Here is an 18,791-nt window from a genome sequence, read left to right as displayed (position 1 = left end):
GAGCTATTGGGGGCGGTAGAAGCCCTGTTAGAGCAAAAGTCTCAACGAGATAGATCCCAGGGTTCTAGCTCCAGTGCTTTGCCTTAAGCAAACGCCCCTGCTAGAACCCTGGGATCTGAGGCAGTAGGCTACTCCAGCAGAATGGTTTTGGTCATAATTACCATCCACGTCTCGACTCCGCACCGCGTCTCGGTGCTGGGTGGCACGGGGATGGGGTCGCTCCAATCGTTGGGGTCGGCGTAGCCGAGGGCATGGAGGATTTTGATGGTGCGATCTAGGGCGGCGAGGCTGCCGTAGGTCATATGGCGCACTTTCTCAGGACTCAGGGACCGGGTCCCTTTGTCGTTTGCCCCATACTTCGGTGGCAGCGGTAGGGACCCGGTCCCTTGGGCAGCGTCGGCCGCATCATGATCGCTGGGTTCGAGATATTCAAACATCGGTTCTGTTTTCCTTTTTGTAGTTCTGGAAGAAAGAGGTAGTTATACTTAACCTTTCTCACCCTCTTCCTCTAAATCAACTTGGAAATGTAAGGAAGCAAATGTGATTGATGGAATAGACCAACTTACTTCCCTATATGGAAGCCAGGATAATCTTGTAAAATCCTTTCTTGAAAGCACTTTGTTTATACCCTCAGAAATTGTGAAGCTGAGGAATCAGGAAATAATTGAACTATACAAATCCGGGGGTAAGCTTCCCATTCGATATTCTCCGTCTCATCATGAAGCTCTTGACATCAAGAACAAAGCAGAGGCGATTTCTTTCACAAGGAAAAATGATGCCCGACTACCTTCTTACCCAGAATTCATTATCAAGATTGACAACGACGGCAATCATGAGAATATGCGCTCAATCAGGAGATTTCTTGGACAAACAATTAGCACAGGCAAAAATAGCACTATCAAGAATTATATTATTTCACATGTGTGGGGCTTAGCCTCTCATCCTTTGTTTTTCTCTTCACTCTGGAACATTGTTCTAATTCCAGCTCATTTCAACTACTTAATGGATAAAGATCCTGATTCTCATCCAGTAGTCAAAGTGGTGAAAACGACCATCCAGAAAAAGTGTATTCACCTTTACAAAATTTACGAGCAGCTAATTTCTGATATCCCAGAAATTGAGGAGTTTAAAAATCTGTTTTGTGCTGGCCAGTTAGAAAATTATGAGTCTGACTACAGCATTAACTTCTTGACCAAAGATGGCATTGAACGGCAGAAGCAAGAGATCTATGTGTCAGAAGATGAGCGGGTACTGATCGAAAATCTTTTGAGCAAAATGGGCAAAAAGTTCTTTCTTGACTACTATAAAGCCTTTGCCGACGGCGACGATCTAACTAAGGTTATCCCAGTTGGCGTATATACTTATAGCTCGATTCAAACAAGAGTAAGTACAATGCGGCGCATCTTCCGAGATGAGCTGAACCTCAAAGCACTAGCTTGTCTAGTCAATAAAGAAAACTCAAAGCTTGATGATGATTCAATTGAACTGGCTAAGGAACTAATTGAGTTAGCGTAATGCCAGGTTATTAATATGCGCCAAAACATTGATCCTCAAAAGCTAGAGCAATTGATGCAGGTTCTAGGCGAAGAAGCTCAGGGCTCAGGCTGCATCTACTTTACAGGTGGTGCTAATGGTTGATGTCGATATTCGTCTAGATCCTGAACCTTCAGGCATCTTTCAAGCGATTGCTAAAATCAAACAAGAATTGAACATCAATATTGAGTTGGCTTCTCCACAAGATTTCTTGCCTCCTCTTCCAGGCTGGCGTGACAGAAGCGTATTCATTTGTAAGCGAGGTCAAATTTCTTTCTATCATTGTGACTTTACAGCCCAGGCACTTGCCAAACTGTCAAGAGGATACGATCGCGATCTTAAAGATGTGCAAGCTATGTACAGTCAGGGATTGTTTTCATTAGAAAATTTACGTAACTGCTTTGAGGCTATTGAACTTGAGTTGATTCGATTCCCTTCTCTTGATCCTGATGTTCTCACAAGCAAGGTTAGAACATTTATTGAGCAGACTGAATCTATGTGGGAGGCTAGATAGTCATGAATTTGCACGAATTGCCAGGAGCCGACTTGATTCTCCCTGGGCTAGAGGATTTGCACGATGGCAAGGCAGATACAGTTGGGGCACTGCTAGTGACGATCGCATCAATATGCCTAACCAAAGCGGGCCTAGACGTACCTAAAAGCTGCCTGGTAGCAGAGCCAGAACTTACTTTGTATGGTCGTCTTCAGAATGACCGGAACGATGCCTATGCCTACTACAACGCCCTGTTAGATAGCCCCAACAGCTTTTGCAACGCCCTTGAACTCCGTAAAACAGCCCACTTCTGAGCCAGTATAGAGGTCGTGAACGTCAAGCTCAGCTGCACCAATTACCCTTCAGCCGGTGGTGTTGGCAAAACTACAAGTTCACCAATATCAACATTGGGCGGTTGCGAAAGCGCAAAGAGCACCGTCCGAGCCACATCATCGGGGCGCAGTGCATCGGGCTTCGGGTCATCAAAGAATGGTGTGTCCACCATCCCCGGTTCTATCAGCGTGACACGTACCCCCGTGCCTCGCATCTCCTCTCGCAGGTTATAGCCGATCGCTGAAACAGCCCATTTCGAGACAGAATACATCGATCCTTTCAGCGTTTTACGCCCTGCGATCGAGCCGGTAATGATGACATGCCCCTTGGCTTTCTTTAATTCTTCTAGGCTGGCCCGCAGCGTGTAAGCGACGCCCAAAATATTGGTGTTGACGATGCGCTGCCAAGACTCAACCGGAGCCCCCGAAAACCCGCCCGGCTCACCGCCGCAACCAGCATTAGCAAACACCGCATCCAAACTGCCAAACGCCTCTACTGCATTGGCTACCAACTTTTCTTGAGCCGCATAATCAGTGACATCACAGGCAAACGTCCGCACGTTATCGGTACCCAGTTCTTTCGCTAATTTATCCAGCTTCTCAGTCGAGCGGGCGGCTAAGACAAGGTTGAAATTTTGCGCTGCCGCCTGTCGGGCAGTGGCGGCACCGATGCCTGAAGATGCGCCGGTAATCAGTAGGGTTTTAGAATTCGACACGTTGAATCTTTGCCATAGGTCTTCACGGTCATCTTGCCACAGCCGATTGGGTAAGTGTGGTACGTAGCTAAGCCTGCTGTAAGCAACCAGCGCTCAGATCCTCGTGAGAGCTAGGATGCTTCTGCTTTGCCCAGGGGTAGGCAAACCGCAAAGCAGGTGTGGCCTGGCGCAGACTCCAGGCCAATCGTGCCGTGGTGGCGGTTTTCTACAATGCGAAGCACCGTTTCGAGGCCTAGGCCCGAGCCTTTGCCCACCCCTTTGGTGGTAAAAAACGGCTCATAAATACGCGATTTAATCTCCGGTGGAATGCCCGGCCCGGTGTCGATGATTTCCACACGGGCATCGCCTTGGAAGTGGCAGGTGCGCAGGGTGAGAGTGCCCTTGTCGCCGATCGCATCGATCGCATTGTCGATCAAATTTGTCCACACCTGGTTGAGTTCGCTGCCGTGGGCCATCAGCTTGGGCAGCGTCGCATCGTAGTCGCGCTCGACCGTTATACCCTGCTTGAGCTTGAAGGCAAACAGCCGCAGGGTGTCTTCTAGCCCCTGGTGCAGGTCAACCATCTGCTGTGCGCCCTGATCCATGTAGCTGTACGACTTCATCGATTTGACCAGGGTGGCGATGCGCTCGGCCCCCGACTGGCCGCTCTGAATCATCGACATCATTTCAAAGGAGAGGGCCAGCCAGCGAATGCCCATGTCGCGCAGCTGGGTGGGGTTGTCGCGCCACGGGGCAATCAACCTTTCCAGGGTGGGGATATCGATACCCGCCAGGGCCAGGGGTTCGGCCAGCTTCCAGGCTTGGGCCACGCCGTAGTCTTCGAGCCAGTCGAGCAGTTCTTCTTCGCGATCGCTCAGAGTCACCGCATCGGCCCCACCCTTGAGAATGGTGTCGTAGCCCGCATCGCGCACCTGTTGCCACTGTTGGACATCGGCTTCGTCGGGCTGCTGCTGGCCGTAGAGCATGTTCATTTTCTCCAGCTCGCGAATGGCGGGCACCACTTCGCTCAGCGATCGCACCAGGGCGGCAGCGGGATTGTTCAATTCGTGGGCCAGCCCTGCCGAGAGCGTGCCCAGGGCCGCCATTTTTTCGCGCCCGCGCAAAAACGACTCCAGCCCCCGCACCCGCTTTTGCATGAGACGAAACACCTGGCGTTCAAAGTCGCGGCACTCGTGCAGCAGGGTGAGAAAGTCGGCCCCAGCAATGCTGTGAATCTGACAATCCGACATCGCCTGTATCGTCACCGGGGCAGGCTCATCCGTCAGCACCGGAATTTCGCCAATGTAGCCGGGGCCGTCGTGCTGGCCGATGGGTATGGCGATGCCTTCGCTCTGGCGGGTAATGCCCAGGCGACCCAAGGCAATCACGTAGATCGTGGTAGTCAGGTCGCCTTCTTTGACCAGGTAGTCGCCTTTGTGGAGCTGGAGGGAGGTGGCGCGATCGCACACCCACGCCAGCCGTTCGGTGGGCAGGTGGTTAAACGGCTCAATGGTCCGCAAATGTTCCAGACACAGGGCTGAGGCACTCATCGCACCGCCCCCAGGTACTGATGCACAAACTGCACGCAGATCGACCCTTCGCCCACACCCGAGGCCACTCGCTTGATCGAGCCGTGGCGCACGTCGCCCACTGCAAACAGCCCCGGCAGGCTGGTTTCAAGCAAAAAGGGCGGGCGATCGCGCGGCCATACCTGGTGGGGTGAAATATTAGCGGTTTGCAAGTCTGGTCCCGTGAGAATGTAGCCTCGGGCATCACGCTGCACCAAATCCTCTAGCCAGTCGGTGTGGGGAATTGCGCCGATGAAGATGAACAGGGACTGGGCGGGCACGGTTTCGGTGGCTCCCGTAACAGCGTTTTGCAGCACCAGCGCCTCTAGCTGTGTGCCTCCCTTGGCCTCGATTACGCTGGTGTGGGTCTGCACCTTGATGTTTGGCATCGTGGCGATTTGCTCAATTAAATACTGCGACATGCTCTTGGTCAGCGAATCGCCCCGTACCAGCATCGTCACCGACCTGGCGTACTTGGCAAAGTTCATCGCCGCCTGCCCGGCGGAGTTGGCTCCGCCAATCAGGTAGACGTCTTCCCCTTCGCAGGCCAGAGCTTCGGTTTGGGCCGCGCCGTAGTAGACCCCAGCCCCAGTAAACTGCTCCAGGCCGGGGGTGTCGAGCCGCCGCCACGAGACCCCCAGGGCCAAAATCACCGCCTGGGTGCTAATTTCGCTGCCGTCGCTGAGGGTCAGCAGCCGGTAGTCATTGTCGGTTCGCAGCGCCTGCACCGACTGGGGGGTGAGAATTTCGACCCCAAACCGGCGGGCCTGACTGACGGCGCGGCGGGCCAGGTCGCTGCCGGAGAGGCCCACCGGAAAGCCCAGGTAGTTTTCAATCCGGGAGCTGGTGCCCGCCTGGCCACCGGGGGCCTCGCGCTCGATCAGCACCGTGTGCAGCCCTTCGGATGCGCCATAGACCGCCGCCGCCAGCCCGGCGGGGCCGCCCCCCACAATGACCAAGTCATAGAAGGGCTTAGTGGCCGTGGTTTGCAGGCCAATTCTGCCCGCCAGTTCTGTGGTGCTGGGCTGGCGCAGGGGCTCGCCCTCGGGGAACAGCACCAGGGGCAGCTTGGCCTCGACCACACATCCTGCCAGGGTGCGGGCCTCTTCGCTGCGCTCCACATCCAGCCAGCGGTAGGGGATCTGGTTGCGGGCCAAAAAGTCTTTGATTTCGTGGCTGTGGGGGTTCCAGCGATCGCCCACCACCCGAATGCCTGCAAAGGGGGGATGAAAATGGGCCTGCCAATCGGCCAGCAAATCATCCACCACCGGGTACAGCTTTTCCTCCGGCGGATCCCAGGGCTTGAGCAGGTAGTAGTCGAGGCTGACCTCGTTGATGGCGCGAATGGCGGCATCGGTGTCGCTGTAGGCAGTGAGCAAGGCCCGCTTGGCGTCAGGCGCTAGGCGCACCGCCTGCTCTAGCAACTCCACCCCGCTCATCTCGGGCATGCGCTGATCGACCAGCAGCAGGGCTACGGGGTCTTGGCGCAGGGTGATTTGCCGCAGGGCTTCGAGGGCCGCCGCCCCAGAGCTAGCCCGCATGACGCGGTAGTGTTCGCCGTAGTGCCGCCGCAGGTCGCGGGCGATCGCCTGCAGCACATCGGGGTCGTCATCAACGGTAAAAATAATCGGTTTGGCCATGGCAAAGACCTGAAGGGGGCGGTTCGCTCTAGCCCTTAATGGCGAAAAGAAATCGCCTCAGGCATTGCGGCTCAGTGTAGCCGACCCATCTGGCAAAAATCTGCCTGGCGCTATACCTTGAAGGTCGCCTACCGATCCACTGGGTGCTGACCGTAGTAGGGCAGTACGGTAGACCAGTCGGGGCGATCGCCCGCCATCCAGCCCCGATGCGCCAGATCCAATACCTGCACCACGGTCTCGGCCAAGTCGTCCCCCGCGATCGCGCGATGCGGGGCCTCAGGATAGCTGGCCAGCGCAGACTCCCAGGCCTCTGAGGTCAGCACCTGGTCAGGGTGGGTTAGTTCCAGTCCGTTGGCAGTGGCTTTGTAAATAGCGGTAAAGAGCTGCCCCCGCTGGGCCTGCATCTCCACGGCAATGGCTGATCCTTCAGCCGGGGATTGATCTAGCGCCTGCTGGGCTACCGCCGCCAAACTCGACACCCCAAACAGTGGAATTTCTAGCTGCTGAGCCAGGGTACGCGCCGTCACCACCCCAATGCGGGTGCCCGTGAACCCTCCCGGCCCCTGGGCCACCGCCAAAAATGAGAAATCTTGCCAGGTGTAGGGTGCAACAAACCCGACTAGCAGGCTGTGCAATTTAGTCGACAAATCGCGCCCCAGCGCCCAGGTCTGATGGCGGGTTTCACCGTCAAAATTGCTTAGAGCCAGCCCCAGGTCGGGGCCACAGGTGTGAATCGCTAGGGCTAACATGGGCTCAGGTTGGGTGTTCAGACTCATCCAGACTACAGGACAGAACTGACGCAGACCAGCCTGGGTCTGCGATCGTTGTCGGCGGTCGAAAGGCCGATTGCAGATTTTAAGCCCGGTATCCTGAACCGTTCGCTAGAGCCTGAAGAATGATTAGGCGCAAGTGTGAACCGGAACCAAACTATGAAAAACAAGCTAATTTACCTTGGCCTCCACGGTCTATTGATCACCCTCTGCTTCGGGGTAGGCGATTTGTTGGGCTGGCCCTGGTGGCCCAATGCAATAGGCTGGTTATTTTTGGCCTTTCTAGGCAATAAGGGACTTTGGAATGTGGCCAAAAGTTTTAGTTGATTAACTGGATAGTCGACAACTGGAGCGTCAGTGGTTCGACCAACGCCAGCAACGCCGGTCGAGTCTTTGTCGAATATCGGCTGAATTTGCGGTAACTTTTGTAAAACCTTTTCCGTCTAATAGAGAAAATCTGGGAGCATCCCATAACCCATAAAATTAATCAAGACGCACCAGGCATAGCCCCAGGCGTCTGCTGATACAGGTTCCTCTATGAAGAAGCGCTGTCTTCCCGCCTGCCTGATTCTTAGAAATGTTGGTTTAACCCTTGCTTTGGTCGCTGGTAGCGTGATGCTAGGAGCAGAAATTCACGCTGCGGCCAACCACGGGCAACAACAAAACTATGCCCTGCGCAAGCTGTTTGTCTACCAAATTTTGGTGGGCTTCGAGCAGCAGCAACAGCAGCAATAGGTTGTCCCCTCTGCCGAGAACAGTCAGCGTGCCAAGCCCCCAGGCCAAAGCGTTTAGAGATGCCGTGGTCAACCACCTAAACCAAGTCGCCCCAGTCACCGCGCGGGCCATATTTGGGGGCTATGGGCTGTACTGCGAGGGCACCATGTTTGCTCTGATTGCCCACGAAAGTCTCTACTTCAAGGTCGATGTAACCAACCATGGTCGCTTTACAGAAGCGGGTATGGGGCCATTCACCTACGATCGCAACGGCAAACCCACAATCATGTCCTACTATCAGCTACCTGCAGCTGTATACGACGATCTGGAGCGGCTCCAGGAGTGGATTGAGGTCTCGGTAGCGATCGCCCGCCGGGCTAAGCGCAAGCAGCGGTAACCCAACGGGCGATCTAGAATTGCTAAACCATCTAGGCCCCAATTGCTGAGGGAACAGGGTCTTTTTTGACTTTTTGGGGTCGATTGATCGGGTCCATGTAGACCTCTAGGCGCTTAAACACTATTGAGGCCAGCGACGTCATAATCAGGTATACGATCGCCACCGCTAAATACACCTCAAAAGCGCGGTAGGTGGTCGCCACCGTCAACTGCCCCTGACGAAAGAGTTCTTCAAACCCAATCACCGCCGCCAAACTGGTGTCTTTAATCAGGGTGATGAACTCATTGCCCAGGGGTGGCAAAATGCGCCGAAAGGCCTGGGGGAAGATCACGTAGCGCATGGTCTCGACCGGGTTCATCGCCAGCGATTCGCCTGCTTCCCACTGACCGCGATCGATCGACTGAATGCCGCCGCGCAAAATCTCGGCCAGGTAGGCTGCCACATTGAGGCTGAGGGCGAGAATGGCGGCAAAAATGCGGTTAAAGCTAAACTCAAAGCCCAAATTTTGGAACAGGGCAGGCAGACCGAAATAAATCATAAATAGCTGCACCAGCATGGGCGTGCCGCGAAAGAAATCGACGTAGATGCGGCACAGCCAGTGCAGGGGCTTAATCGGCGAGATCATGGCAAAGGCCACCAGCGTCCCACCAATCAGCCCAAAGAAGAACGAGAACGCCGTCAGCAGAATGGTAATCCACGCACCCCGCATTAGGTTTTGGAACAGCCGTCCCCAGTCCAGTCCGGTGGCGGTGCCAGCCTCGGCCAGGGCCGGGGCGATCGCGGGGAGTTCTGGTGGGTCAGCCGAGAACCACCGCTGGTAGATCTCGGCGTAGGTGCCGTCTTGCAGCAGGGTATCGAGGGCAGTATTGATGTCGGCCAGCGCCTCAGAATTTTTCGGCAGGGCAATGCCGTAGTACTCCTCGGTAACCAGCTCACCGACAATTTTGATGCCCTGCAGGTTGGCTTCGTTGATGGCGTAGAGAGTCACCGGCAGGTCGTTAACCACCGCATCGACCCGACCGTTAAGCAGCTCTTGCAGAGCTAACGGCGCACTATCAAAGGTGCTAATGCTAGCTCCTTCTACCTGAGCGGCCTGCTCAGCTCCGGTGGTGCCAATTTGCACAGCAATGCGTTTGCTGGCCAGGTCTTCGATGGAGTTGATGTCGGTGGAGGCTTCGCGGACAGCGATCGCCAGACCCGCCTCGAAGTAGGGTCGCGAAAAATCGATCGTCTGCGCTCGCTCGGCGGTGATAGTCATACCGCTAATCGCCGCATCAATGGTGTTCGATTGTAGGGCAGGCACCAGGCCATCAAAGGGCAGACTGATAAACTCCACCTCGCGCCCGGCGGCGGCACCGATCGCCTGCATGAGTTCAATATCGAAGCCAGTCAGGTTGCCCGTGGCGTCGTCCCGCATTTCAAAGGGGGGAAAGGCCGGTTCGGTGCCGACTTCCCACACCGATGGCGCTTGGGCTAGCCCCGCAATCTGGGCGGCCCCCACCCCAAGCAACAGCCCCAGCACGAGGGCCAAAACGCGCTTAAACCAGCGAATACGAAAGATACGAGCAACCATGAACCAGCAGTTATATTGGGTTGAATAGCAGTTCCCTGCGGCCTACGCAAGGGTATGATGCTGCACCATAGACAATTCTGCATGGGCAAAAATGTTTTCTACGATACAGATGCCCAGAGGTGCCAATGATTTTCTGTAGGGTATAGCCTGCTGCGCCACCTACTTCCTCACCCATCATTACTCACCATCAATGCCTACCACTCTGCCTGCGATCGCCACCTCCGTTATTGCCTGCGAAAACTTGTACAAAAGTTACGGCTCCATTGAGGTTTTAAAGGGTGTGAGCACCAGCTTTGCCAAGGGCGATGTGGTGTCGATTATTGGCCCCTCGGGCTGCGGCAAAAGCACCTTTTTGCGTTGTCTCAATCGCCTAGAAGCTATCAACCAGGGCCACTTAGAGGTGATGGGGCAGGATGTCTCGGCGGCTAAGCTGCCCCGCCAGTCGCTGTACCATCTGCGCAGCCAGGTAAGCATGGTGTTTCAGCACTTCAACCTGTTTCCTCACCTGACGGTGATCGAAAACCTGATGCTGGCCCCCCGCAGGGTGCTCAAGTTTCCGGCAGGCGACTGCCACGACCTGGCCACTCACTACCTGGCCAAGGTCGGTTTAACCGATCGCGCCGATGCCTACCCCGAGCAGCTCTCTGGCGGACAAAAGCAGCGGGTGGCGATCGCCCGCAGCCTGTGCATGAAGCCCGTCGCCATTTTGTTCGATGAGCCGACCAGTGCCCTTGACCCCGAACTCGTGGGCGAGGTGCTTGGGGTCATGCGTCAGCTAGCCGAAGAAGGCATGACGATGGTTGTCGTTACCCACGAAATGCAGTTTGCCCGCGAAGTCTCAAACCGAGTGCTGTTTTTCAACGACGGCGTGATCGAAGAAGAAGGCGTGCCCAGTGAGGTGTTTAGCAACCCCAGCAGCGATCGACTCAAGTCATTTTTGAGCCGCCTGAGCCAAAATTAGACATTAGGGACGCGAAGCTTAATAAGTCCCAATGTCATTCCCGCACGGGCGGGAATCCACTATGACGTAGCTAGTCTAGCGGGTACTTTATTTTGAGGCTTATCCTTAGGCAGTCTCGCTTTCCGGTCCCTTCGACTCCGCTCAGGGGCCGGAAAGTAGGGCCGGAAAGTAGGACCGGAAAGTAGGACTGGAAAGCAGGATGGGCTTTGCCCACCAGCCCTATCCAAACCTTATCCCTAAATTTCTGAATTAGATTTCTGCACTGGGTCGTTGCCTCTTGAGCGTATTGGCGCTAGAATTAAAATCTTTGGAAATTGTTCGGAGAGTAAACGTTTATGGCGCGATACAGAGGCGCTCGCCTGCGGGTTGTACGCCGCTTGGGTGAGCTACCGGGTCTATCCCGCAAATCCCCCCGCAAAGCTTATCCCCCCGGGCAGCACGGGCAAGCCCGCAAGAAGAAGTCTGAATACGCAGTGCGGCTCGAAGAAAAGCAAAAGCTGCGCTTTAACTACGGCCTGACCGAAAAGCAGCTGCTGCGCTACGTGAAGAAAGCCCGAAAGGCTGGCGGTTCGACCGGGTTGGTTATTCTTCAAATGCTTGAAATGCGGCTCGATAACACCGTATTTCGGCTTGGGTTTGGGCCGACTATTCCTTCGGCGCGTCAGGTCGTTAACCACGGCCACATCTGCGTCAACGGTCGCGTGGTCTCGATTCCGAGCTACCAGTGTCGTCCTGGCGATGTGATCACCGTGCGCGATCGCGACGCTTCTAAAAAATTGGTTGAAGCCAACCTGGAGTTTCCCGGTTTGGCCAACGTGCCCAACCACCTCGAACTCGACAAAGCCAAGCTGACCGCCAAGGTCAACAGCATCATCGAGCGTGAGTGGGTGGCCCTCAACATCAACGAACTGCTGGTGGTTGAGTACTACTCCCGTAAGGCCTAAGGCTGCTGGCCGCTACGAGATTTGGTTTCGCTGGCCGATGAGGCTTTTCGCTTACCGCCCATAACGCATTACTCTGAATAGATTGTTTCTTGGTCCCTGGCCCGTCAGCCAGGGACCATTTATTTTGGCCACATAGGGCTCAATTCGTGAGAATGGAAGCGCCACCTTTGCAGACCACTCCCCATGCCGTGCCAGCTGTGCCAACGCCCCATTGATAATTTAACTGAACATCACCTGGTGCCGCGCCAGTACACTCGAAGGCGCAAACTGCCCACTAGCGACACAGTGCTGCTGTGCCGCCCCTGCCACAAACACATTCACACCCTGTTCGACAACCATACCCTGGCCCGTGAGCTTAACACCCTGGCTCAGTTGCAGGCCGAACCCAGGCTACAGCGGTTTGTAACCTGGGTTCGCAAACAGCATCCCGAAAAACGGGTTAGAAGCTATCGATAGGTGGCTTAGGCCGTAGCGCTAACCGCGTCTGGGGCCACAGGGGAGGTAGTGCCCTGACGATGCACGACCAGCACGGAGCATTCGGCATGGTGCATGACGTAATTGCTAACGCTGCCCAGCAGTAGCTCGCTAATGCCCCGACGACCGTGGCTACCAACCATGATCAAATCGGCCTGCCACGAGTTGGCCACGCTACAGATTGTAGCGGCGGGTTCGCCAGCCGCCTGAGTAAATTCAGCGGGTACCCCAGCGGCGCGAGCGGTTTCGATCTCTTGCTGCAGTTGGGCAATGCCCTGGGCTTCAAATTCTTCCCAATGTTTTTGATACAGCCGCCAGGTAGAGTCTTCGAGCACGGGGTAATAGGCCTGGTACGACCGAATGGGAATGCCTGGGCTGCCTTCTTCGTAGGCTGAAAGCACGTGGCACAGCATTAGCTCGGCCTGGGTAGCGCTGGCTAAACCAAGCGCTTGTTCAAATACCTCTTGCCGGTGGGTAGAGTTATCGAGAGCAACCAAAATTTTCTTAAACATGGCGGTGATCTCCTGGGAGGCAGGCCCGCGTTTTAGGCTCTCTTAAAATTCAGCGCTAGAGACAGTGGAGGAGCCAGGCCAGGGGCGTTCGGCTACACCTTTATTATAAAAAGCCCGACGGCCCAATTCTGTGGGCTGTAACAATGCCTTACGGTAGGGCCGAGGCTAGACCACCGCATCGTCGGTAAAGGTGGAGTTGCATCGGCCCGCACCTTTACAGATCAAGGCTACCTATAGCGGCATGTCACTCAATTAACGTTGGTGGGCAGTGCCTACCCTAGGGCAAATCAAGGCTTCTGGCGATCTGCGAGGATTAATTTCAGCTTCTTGCAGTGACGTTGACCTATGGCGCACTGGCGCGATCGCAGCTTCCCCCCAGTGCCTCCACGACTGTGCAGGTGTTCGTCACTAGCATAGCCTGCACGGTTTCAGCTTCGCTGCCAGGGCCACCAGGGCCTTCGACAAATAAGGGTTGCTCGGCTACCGTCACCCCCGCATCCTTAGCCACCGATTCAATCAGCTGAGGATTGGTCGTATTTTCGGCAAAAATAGCGGGTACCTGAGTCGCTTTCACCTGATCGACTAACGCTGTAAGTGCGCCTGGCGTCGGTTTTTCATCGGTGCTGAGGCCGCTGAGCGCCCCTTTCACCTCAAAGCCATAGGCCTCGGCAAAGTAGCCAAATGAGGCGTGGGTGGTAACTAATTGGCGCTGATCGGCGGGCACCGTAGCCACCTGAGTCTGAATCCAATCGTCGATTTCGGCAAACTGAGTTGCTATGCGGTCAGCATTCTCGGTGTACAGGGTGGCCTGGTCGGGGTTGACCTCAGCCAGCGTTTCGGCAATGACGGCCACCATAGCGGCGTTGTGGGTAGCGCTATGCCAAATGTGCGGATCGGGGACCAAATCTGCATCGGCGGTAGCGTCATGGGCATGATCATCATCGTGATCGTGGGCGTGCTCCTCGTCATGGTCGTGAGCTGCGTCAGCCTCATGGTCGTGATCGTCACCATCGGCATGGGCAGACTCGGCACCGTGGTCATGGTCGTGGGCTGCGCCCATTAGCGGGGTGGGCACGGCCCTTTCGTAGACAGCCAATCGGGTCGCCTCGGTAGTGCCACTTTCTACCATGTCGATCAGGCCGGGGGACGCGCCGTAACCGTCGTAGAGAATGAGATCGGCCTGTTCGATCGCCTGGCGATCGGACGGTTTGACCTGGTACGTGTGGGGGTCGGTACCCGGATCGAGTAGGCAGGTAAGCGCCACAGTCGTCTCAGCAATCTGCTGAGTTAGATCGCAAATTACGCTGGTAGTGGCTACCACCACTGGGCTGTCGTCGGGGGCACTGTCGTCGGGGGCAGGCGTTGCAACGTCGTCACCACTACACCCAACTAGGCCCAGCGCCAGTACCAGCCCCGCGCCTAAGCGCTTAGCCCAGCGACCCTCTGCCTCTGCCCCTGCATGTATAAACATTACCTATGCTCCCAGCAATGGATAACTGAACTAGAACTAGTATGATAGTGATAATGGTTATCATTTCATGGGTGTCATGCTAGAGGTTCAAAACCTGTCTGTCAACTACCGGGGAGTTGCCGCCCTAGATGATGTCTCTCTGTCAGTAGGGGCAGGAGAACTGGTGGGTTTGATTGGCCCCAACGGGGCTGGCAAAAGCACTCTCATTCAAGCCATGCTGGGGCTGGTGCCCAGTCGGGGGCAGGTGCTATTTCGGGGCCTGCCGCTGCGGCGACAGCGGCAGGCGATCGCCTACGTACCCCAGCGATCGCGCATCGATTGGGACTACCCGATTACCGCCGGGCAGGTGGCAATGATGGCGCAGTCGGCTCTGGCGGGCTGGTTTCGCCAGCCTAGCTCTAGGGCCAAACAGCGAGTTGCCGTGGCCCTAGAGCGGGTGGATATGCTGCACCTGTGCGATCGCCCCATTGGCCAACTCTCGGGAGGGCAGCAGCAGCGCGTTTTTTTAGCCCGTGCCCTGGCCCAGGGTGCCGACCTGCTGCTTTTAGACGAACCCTTCACCGGCATCGACAAAAAGACCGAAGCGCTCATGCTGGGCGTTTTTGCCGAGCTGCAGGCCGAGGGTAAGACCCTGGTGGTGTGCAACCACGAGTGGGGCGAGGCCCTGCATCGCTACGATCGCCTGCTGCTGCTCAACCGTCGCCTGCTCGCCAACGACACCCCCGCCGCCGTCATGACCTTCGACAACATTCAGCAGGCCTACGGCCAGGGGCCACAGGTCAGCCACACCAGCAGCGCCTACGCCGACTTTTTTTGCTAATGACCGCCCGCAGCAGATTGATAATTTCAGCGCCGAGGGTTTACTGAATGACGGCACAGGCGATGCGCCCGCCGGAGCCACCGATGGGTTGAGAATAGTGGTCGTCTTTATCGGTATGGACAATGAGCGCGGTGCCGTCGTCGTCGAGCAGCTTGGCTGGCCCAAAATCTAGCTCTACCAGGTCGCTGTACAGCTCAACTTCCACCGTGCCATCGTTGGCAACCACCAGGTTGGGCAAGTTGCCTTCGTGGGGACCATCGGGGTTGCGGAACCCGTGGGGCGTATCAAAGGGGTTCACATGTCCGCCCGCCGATTTAAAGGCAGCCAGATCTGAGCAGTCGCCCACGGCGTGAAAGTGCATACCGTGATAGCCAGGGGGCAAGTCTTTAGCCTGAATATTCACCAAAACACCTTTGTGCCCCTGCTCAACTTGCACCGTGCCGATAGTTTTGCCGCTGTTGTCAATTAGATCCGCTTGAGTGCTAAGGGCCACGGCATGGGCGGGGTAGGCCATCAGGGCCAGGCCAGTCAGGCAAAGAGCCAGACCAAAAAGCTTGAATCGGTTGAGGAGGGTAAGCATAGGGCTATCCGTAGCGTCTGCGGTTAGATCATATCGCGATCGCCCTAGGGGCCAGGTTTGAGCCTAAAGAAACGTTGAGCGTTCTGCTAAAGGCCGATCGCCATTGATTAGGCTAGTCAGGTAGGGCCTTTGTTTGGCATGGCCATGGCACCTCAGCACAGCGCCGATTCACCCACGCATTCCCGCATCTCCTCACAGACGCCGATCATTTTTTCGGCTCGCCAGCTGACCAAGACCTATACCATGGGCGAGGTGCAGGTGCGGGCGCTGCGATCGGTGGATCTGGACCTCTACGAAGGGGAGTTTGTAGTGCTGCTAGGGCCATCGGGCAGCGGCAAATCGACCCTGCTGAATATTTTGGGTGGGCTGGATGTACCCACCAGCGGCGAGGTGTTTTTCAAAAGCCAGAACCTGACGGCAGGGGGCGATCGATTGCTGACTCGCTTCCGTCGCGAATCGATTGGCTTTATCTTTCAGTTCTACAACCTGATTCCCAGCCTAACGGCGAAGGAAAACGTGGCCCTGGTGACGGATATTGCCCCTCGATCTATGGCCCCAGCGGCGGCGCTGGCGATGGTGGGGCTGGGCGATCGCCTTGACCACTTCCCTTCTCAACTGTCGGGGGGGCAGCAGCAGCGGATGGCGATCGCCCGCGCCATTGCCAAGCGACCCGAGGTGCTCTTCTGCGACGAACCCACCGGAGCGCTCGACTTTAGCACCGGCAAGCGGGTGCTGGAGGTGCTGGCCCAGGTGAACCAGGAGCTAGGTACGACAGTGGTGGTGATCACCCACAATGCGGGGATTGGGGCGATGGGCGATCGCGTTATCACTATGCGCGACGGCCAAATTCACACCATAGACACCAACACCCGCCGCGCCTCCCCCGACGAGCTGGAGTGGTAAAACCTTTTCTAAAGTCTTTCCCTCAGCCAGGTGCGAAACGCTTTGACCCAGCTGGTTTCACCCATGGTTTGGCTAGTTTGTAAAAAACGCAGCAGATCGTCCCGGCGCAGCATGGGCAGAACGTTGGATGTTTCTTGGGGGCGATATTCTCCGTTGGTTAGGGCGTAAATGGTGAGGGTTTCTCCGTCAAAGCGCCATATTTCAGGCACTCCCAGCGCTGCATAAATCGCCATTCGGTTCAGAGAGCTACTGGTGTTGTCTACCTCAATCGCCAGATCGGGCGGTGGGTCGATGGTGAGGTCAATCTCATCTTTGCCCCGCACCGCTTGCTCATGCTGAATGTAGTAGCACTGGTCGGCCTCTAGCCCCTTCTGCAAATCTTCTCGATTCCAGGTGGTAGACCCCAAACTGCGGATTTCTGTGTCTGTTTCCTCAGTGGTCACTTCCACTAGACGGCCCATCAGCTTTTTGTAGGCTTCGTGGGGCGGCAGCGGCACCATAATTTCGAGGGTTCCTTGGTCGTAGGTTAGGCGATTACCGGGGGCCGCTTCTAAATCACGAACCAACCCTTGGTAGGTCGGCCAGCTAACACCGTGCAAAACCACCTGAGGTTGGGGAGATGTCAGTAGAGCGGTCATGGTCAGTCTCCTAGGCCAGTTGGCCAGAAGGTTTGAGTAAGCATTGCTTCTGGTTCTTGGCTAAAAGGCCATTGGCCGGGGAAATTAACCTGGGGATAGTCGTTGCGAACCTGTTTGAGGGCGCGCTGCCAGACCTCATCGAAGACCGATTCAAAGTAGGTGTGCAGACTAGGGGATTGGCTGAGGATGTCTTGCAGTTGCTCTCGCTGCTCATCAATGGTGTTTTCGCAGCCGCGATAGTATTCGGGACTCGCTGTATATATTCGTTTGAGCAGATGGGCTAAGAGAACTTTGAACCGATTTTTTAGCTCTCTGCGATCGCGGGCCGCCAAGCTTTCAATCTCCTCAATTAAATGGTTAATATCGAGGCCTTGCAATTCTCCAGCCTTGAGCTTGGTCAGGGTATCGGCATACCACAGGGCTAGGTCGCGATCGTAGAGCGTTGGGGTGGCAGGGGCGATGGGTGGTGTCATGGCGTCGGTGTTTTGTCCACGAGATTTCCACAGGCCTGCTTTTACCGTAGCACCTACAACCCCAGGGTGATCGAGCGTTGAAATCTGCGTCTCGTCGGTTAGGCATTCTGTCTGACTGCGGATAACGGCTGGTTGGTTAAGATTCTGTCTGGGCATGGACAGCCGAGACGGCTATCCCACAAACATCCCCCAACCCGTAATCCTGATTTCTGAGCAGGCAACCCTAAGAAAATCATCCTTTTGTTGCGATCGCGCTTCCCTGCCTATTCCGCTATCTAGACTGGGGACAAACCCGATCCACGGTACGACTGCAACCTGTGCCGATGGTTGCAGTGGGCGTTCTTTCCCGTCATGCAAACCCTCGATCTAAAGCTATTTCGCGATCTCAAGGGCCTGCGGGGCCAGGTGATTGCGATCGTGGTGATTGTGGCCTGCGGCATTGCCAGCCTGGTGACGATGGTGAGCACCTACCAGTCGCTGCTGCTGTCCCAAGAGCGCTACTACAGCCAGTACCGCTTTGCCGATGTGTTTGTGCAGCTCAAGCGTGCCCCCAACGGCGTCATGGAGCAAATTCTAGAGATGCCGGGGGTGGGCCAGGGGCAGGCGCGGGTGGTGGCCACGGTAACGCTGGACGTGCCGGGGCTGGAGGATCCGGCCAGCGGGCGGCTGATCTCGATTCCTGAGCAGCGGCAGCCGATGTTGAATGATCTGGTGCTGCGATCGGGGCGCTACATTCAGCCCGGTCGGGCCGATGAGGTAATTGCCAGCGTGGCTTTTGTGCAGGCGAATAATCTGGCCCTGGGCGACACCATCAGCGCGGTGATCAACGGTCGCTGGCAGCCGCTGCGAATTGTGGGAACGGCGCTTTCTCCCGAATACATCTACGAAATTAGCGGCACCGAGCTGCTGCCCGACAACCGCCGCTTTGGGGTGTTTTGGATGGGCCGCGAGGCCTTGGCCACGGCCTTTGACCTGGATGGGGCGTTTAACGATGTGTCGCTGACGCTAACGCCGGGGGCCAACGAACAGGCGGTGATCTTTCGCCTCGACCAAATTTTGGAGCGCTACGGGGGGCTGGGGGCCTTTGGGCGCGAAAATCAGCTCTCCAACCGATTTTTGTCGGATGACCTGGCCGGATTGCAGGTGATGGCGCTAATTTTACCGCTGATTTTTTTGGGCATTGCGGCGTTTTTGGTCAACCTGGTGCTGGCCCGGTTGGTGAGCACCCAGCGCGACCAGATTGCGGTGCTTAAGGCCTTTGGCTATGGCAACTGGGAGGTGGGGCTGCACTTCTTTAAGC

General features: G+C 56.2%; 21 protein-coding genes and 1 pseudogene. 11 read left to right on the top strand and 11 right to left on the bottom strand.

Going from position 1 to position 18,791, the window contains the following annotated elements; translation table 11 throughout:
• Positions 1-128 precede the first annotated feature (128 nt).
• Positions 129-437 (bottom strand): hypothetical protein, encoded by a 309-nt coding sequence (locus IQ273_RS16515; protein ID WP_194024265.1) that lies wholly within the window; start codon positions 435-437, stop codon positions 129-131.
• Positions 438-540: 103 nt separating this feature from the next.
• Between IQ273_RS16515 and IQ273_RS16510 the strand changes: the two genes are divergently transcribed.
• The 3 genes and pseudogenes from IQ273_RS16510 (at position 541) to IQ273_RS16500 (ending at position 2,340) form a co-directional block, all read left to right on the top strand.
• The gene (locus IQ273_RS16510) at positions 541-1,515 is read left to right on the top strand and encodes a hypothetical protein (protein WP_194024264.1); all 975 of its coding nucleotides are present in this window, start codon (positions 541-543) and stop codon (positions 1,513-1,515) included.
• A 15-nt stretch (positions 1,516-1,530) separates the two neighbouring features.
• A pseudogene (locus IQ273_RS16505) lies at positions 1,531-2,047 on the top strand (DUF6036 family nucleotidyltransferase).
• A gap of 2 nt (positions 2,048-2,049) precedes the next feature.
• Positions 2,050-2,340: a hypothetical protein gene (locus tag IQ273_RS16500; RefSeq protein ID WP_194024263.1), complete on the top strand. Its 291-nt coding sequence runs from the start codon at positions 2,050-2,052 to the stop codon at positions 2,338-2,340.
• Between the two features lie 41 nt (positions 2,341-2,381).
• On the opposite strand, the gene IQ273_RS16495 is transcribed toward IQ273_RS16500, so the two are convergent.
• The 4 genes from IQ273_RS16495 to tsaB all read right to left on the bottom strand — a co-directional run bounded on the left by IQ273_RS16495 (position 2,382) and on the right by tsaB (position 7,037).
• Complete coding sequence (locus IQ273_RS16495; protein WP_194024262.1) at positions 2,382-3,074, bottom strand: SDR family oxidoreductase; 693 nt, start codon at positions 3,072-3,074, stop codon at positions 2,382-2,384.
• Positions 3,075-3,184: 110 nt separating this feature from the next.
• On the bottom strand, positions 3,185-4,603 hold the full coding sequence (locus tag IQ273_RS16490; protein WP_194024261.1) for an ATP-binding protein: 1,419 nt from the start codon (positions 4,601-4,603) through the stop codon (positions 3,185-3,187).
• Positions 4,600-6,261: a response regulator gene (locus IQ273_RS16485; protein WP_194024260.1), complete on the bottom strand. Its 1,662-nt coding sequence runs from the start codon at positions 6,259-6,261 to the stop codon at positions 4,600-4,602. The genes IQ273_RS16490 and IQ273_RS16485 overlap by 4 nt, the downstream gene beginning before the upstream one ends.
• A gap of 128 nt (positions 6,262-6,389) precedes the next feature.
• On the bottom strand, positions 6,390-7,037 hold the full coding sequence (gene tsaB, locus IQ273_RS16480) for a tRNA (adenosine(37)-N6)-threonylcarbamoyltransferase complex dimerization subunit type 1 TsaB (protein ID WP_228053204.1): 648 nt from the start codon (positions 7,035-7,037) through the stop codon (positions 6,390-6,392).
• A gap of 531 nt (positions 7,038-7,568) precedes the next feature.
• Here tsaB and IQ273_RS16475 point away from each other — a divergent pair.
• On the top strand, positions 7,569-7,766 hold the full coding sequence (locus IQ273_RS16475; protein ID WP_194024259.1) for a hypothetical protein: 198 nt from the start codon (positions 7,569-7,571) through the stop codon (positions 7,764-7,766).
• A 28-nt stretch (positions 7,767-7,794) separates the two neighbouring features.
• Complete coding sequence (locus IQ273_RS16470; RefSeq protein WP_194024258.1) at positions 7,795-8,142, top strand: TfoX/Sxy family protein; 348 nt, start codon at positions 7,795-7,797, stop codon at positions 8,140-8,142.
• 31 nt (positions 8,143-8,173) lie between these two features.
• On the opposite strand, the gene IQ273_RS16465 is transcribed toward IQ273_RS16470, so the two are convergent.
• Positions 8,174-9,715, bottom strand: coding sequence for an ABC transporter permease subunit (locus IQ273_RS16465; protein WP_194024257.1), 1,542 nt, complete (start codon positions 9,713-9,715; stop codon positions 8,174-8,176).
• Between the two features lie 190 nt (positions 9,716-9,905).
• Here IQ273_RS16465 and IQ273_RS16460 point away from each other — a divergent pair, with 190 nt between their 5' ends.
• The 3 genes from IQ273_RS16460 to IQ273_RS16450 all read left to right on the top strand — a co-directional run bounded on the left by IQ273_RS16460 (position 9,906) and on the right by IQ273_RS16450 (position 12,076).
• Complete coding sequence (locus tag IQ273_RS16460) at positions 9,906-10,676, top strand: amino acid ABC transporter ATP-binding protein (RefSeq protein WP_194024256.1); 771 nt, start codon at positions 9,906-9,908, stop codon at positions 10,674-10,676.
• Between the two features lie 335 nt (positions 10,677-11,011).
• Entirely contained in the window at positions 11,012-11,620 is a 609-nt protein-coding gene (gene rpsD / locus IQ273_RS16455; protein WP_194024255.1) for a 30S ribosomal protein S4, read from the top strand.
• Between the two features lie 183 nt (positions 11,621-11,803).
• Positions 11,804-12,076, top strand: a complete 273-nt coding sequence (locus IQ273_RS16450; protein WP_194024254.1) for an HNH endonuclease — start codon at positions 11,804-11,806, stop codon at positions 12,074-12,076.
• A gap of 5 nt (positions 12,077-12,081) precedes the next feature.
• Here IQ273_RS16450 and IQ273_RS16445 read toward each other — a convergent pair whose 3' ends face one another.
• Both IQ273_RS16445 and IQ273_RS16440 read right to left on the bottom strand, forming a co-directional pair.
• The gene (locus IQ273_RS16445) at positions 12,082-12,606 is read right to left on the bottom strand and encodes a universal stress protein (RefSeq protein WP_194024253.1); all 525 of its coding nucleotides are present in this window, start codon (positions 12,604-12,606) and stop codon (positions 12,082-12,084) included.
• Between the two features lie 343 nt (positions 12,607-12,949).
• Entirely contained in the window at positions 12,950-14,077 is a 1,128-nt protein-coding gene (locus IQ273_RS16440; RefSeq protein WP_194024252.1) for a metal ABC transporter substrate-binding protein, read from the bottom strand.
• Positions 14,078-14,153: 76 nt separating this feature from the next.
• On the opposite strand from IQ273_RS16440, the gene IQ273_RS16435 reads away from it, so the two are divergent.
• A complete protein-coding gene (locus tag IQ273_RS16435) occupies positions 14,154-14,897 on the top strand; it encodes an ABC transporter ATP-binding protein (protein WP_194024251.1) in 744 nt (247 codons plus the stop codon).
• Positions 14,898-14,937: 40 nt separating this feature from the next.
• Here the strand turns inward: IQ273_RS16435 and IQ273_RS16430 are convergent, their stop codons facing one another.
• Positions 14,938-15,477: a superoxide dismutase family protein gene (locus tag IQ273_RS16430; protein ID WP_194024250.1), complete on the bottom strand. Its 540-nt coding sequence runs from the start codon at positions 15,475-15,477 to the stop codon at positions 14,938-14,940.
• A gap of 144 nt (positions 15,478-15,621) precedes the next feature.
• Here IQ273_RS16430 and IQ273_RS16425 point away from each other — a divergent pair, with 144 nt between their 5' ends.
• The gene (locus IQ273_RS16425; RefSeq protein WP_228053200.1) at positions 15,622-16,380 is read left to right on the top strand and encodes an ABC transporter ATP-binding protein; all 759 of its coding nucleotides are present in this window, start codon (positions 15,622-15,624) and stop codon (positions 16,378-16,380) included.
• Between the two features lie 8 nt (positions 16,381-16,388).
• Here IQ273_RS16425 and IQ273_RS16420 read toward each other — a convergent pair whose 3' ends face one another.
• Together IQ273_RS16420 and IQ273_RS16415 are read right to left on the bottom strand one after the other, a co-directional pair.
• On the bottom strand, positions 16,389-17,018 hold the full coding sequence (locus IQ273_RS16420) for a Uma2 family endonuclease (RefSeq protein ID WP_194024248.1): 630 nt from the start codon (positions 17,016-17,018) through the stop codon (positions 16,389-16,391).
• A 2-nt stretch (positions 17,019-17,020) separates the two neighbouring features.
• Positions 17,021-17,647, bottom strand: a complete 627-nt coding sequence (locus tag IQ273_RS16415; protein ID WP_228053198.1) for a DUF29 domain-containing protein — start codon at positions 17,645-17,647, stop codon at positions 17,021-17,023.
• Between the two features lie 195 nt (positions 17,648-17,842).
• Here IQ273_RS16415 and IQ273_RS16410 point away from each other — a divergent pair.
• The coding region (locus IQ273_RS16410; RefSeq protein ID WP_313898150.1) for an FtsX-like permease family protein at positions 17,843-18,791 on the top strand (949 nt) is incomplete at its 3' end.

This window comes from Nodosilinea sp. LEGE 07298 (assembly GCF_015207265.1).
Classification (GTDB): Bacteria; Cyanobacteriota; Cyanobacteriia; order Phormidesmidales; family Phormidesmidaceae; genus Nodosilinea.
The sequence above is the reverse complement of the archived record's forward strand: the minus strand, read 5'-3'. Positions and strand labels throughout refer to the sequence as shown.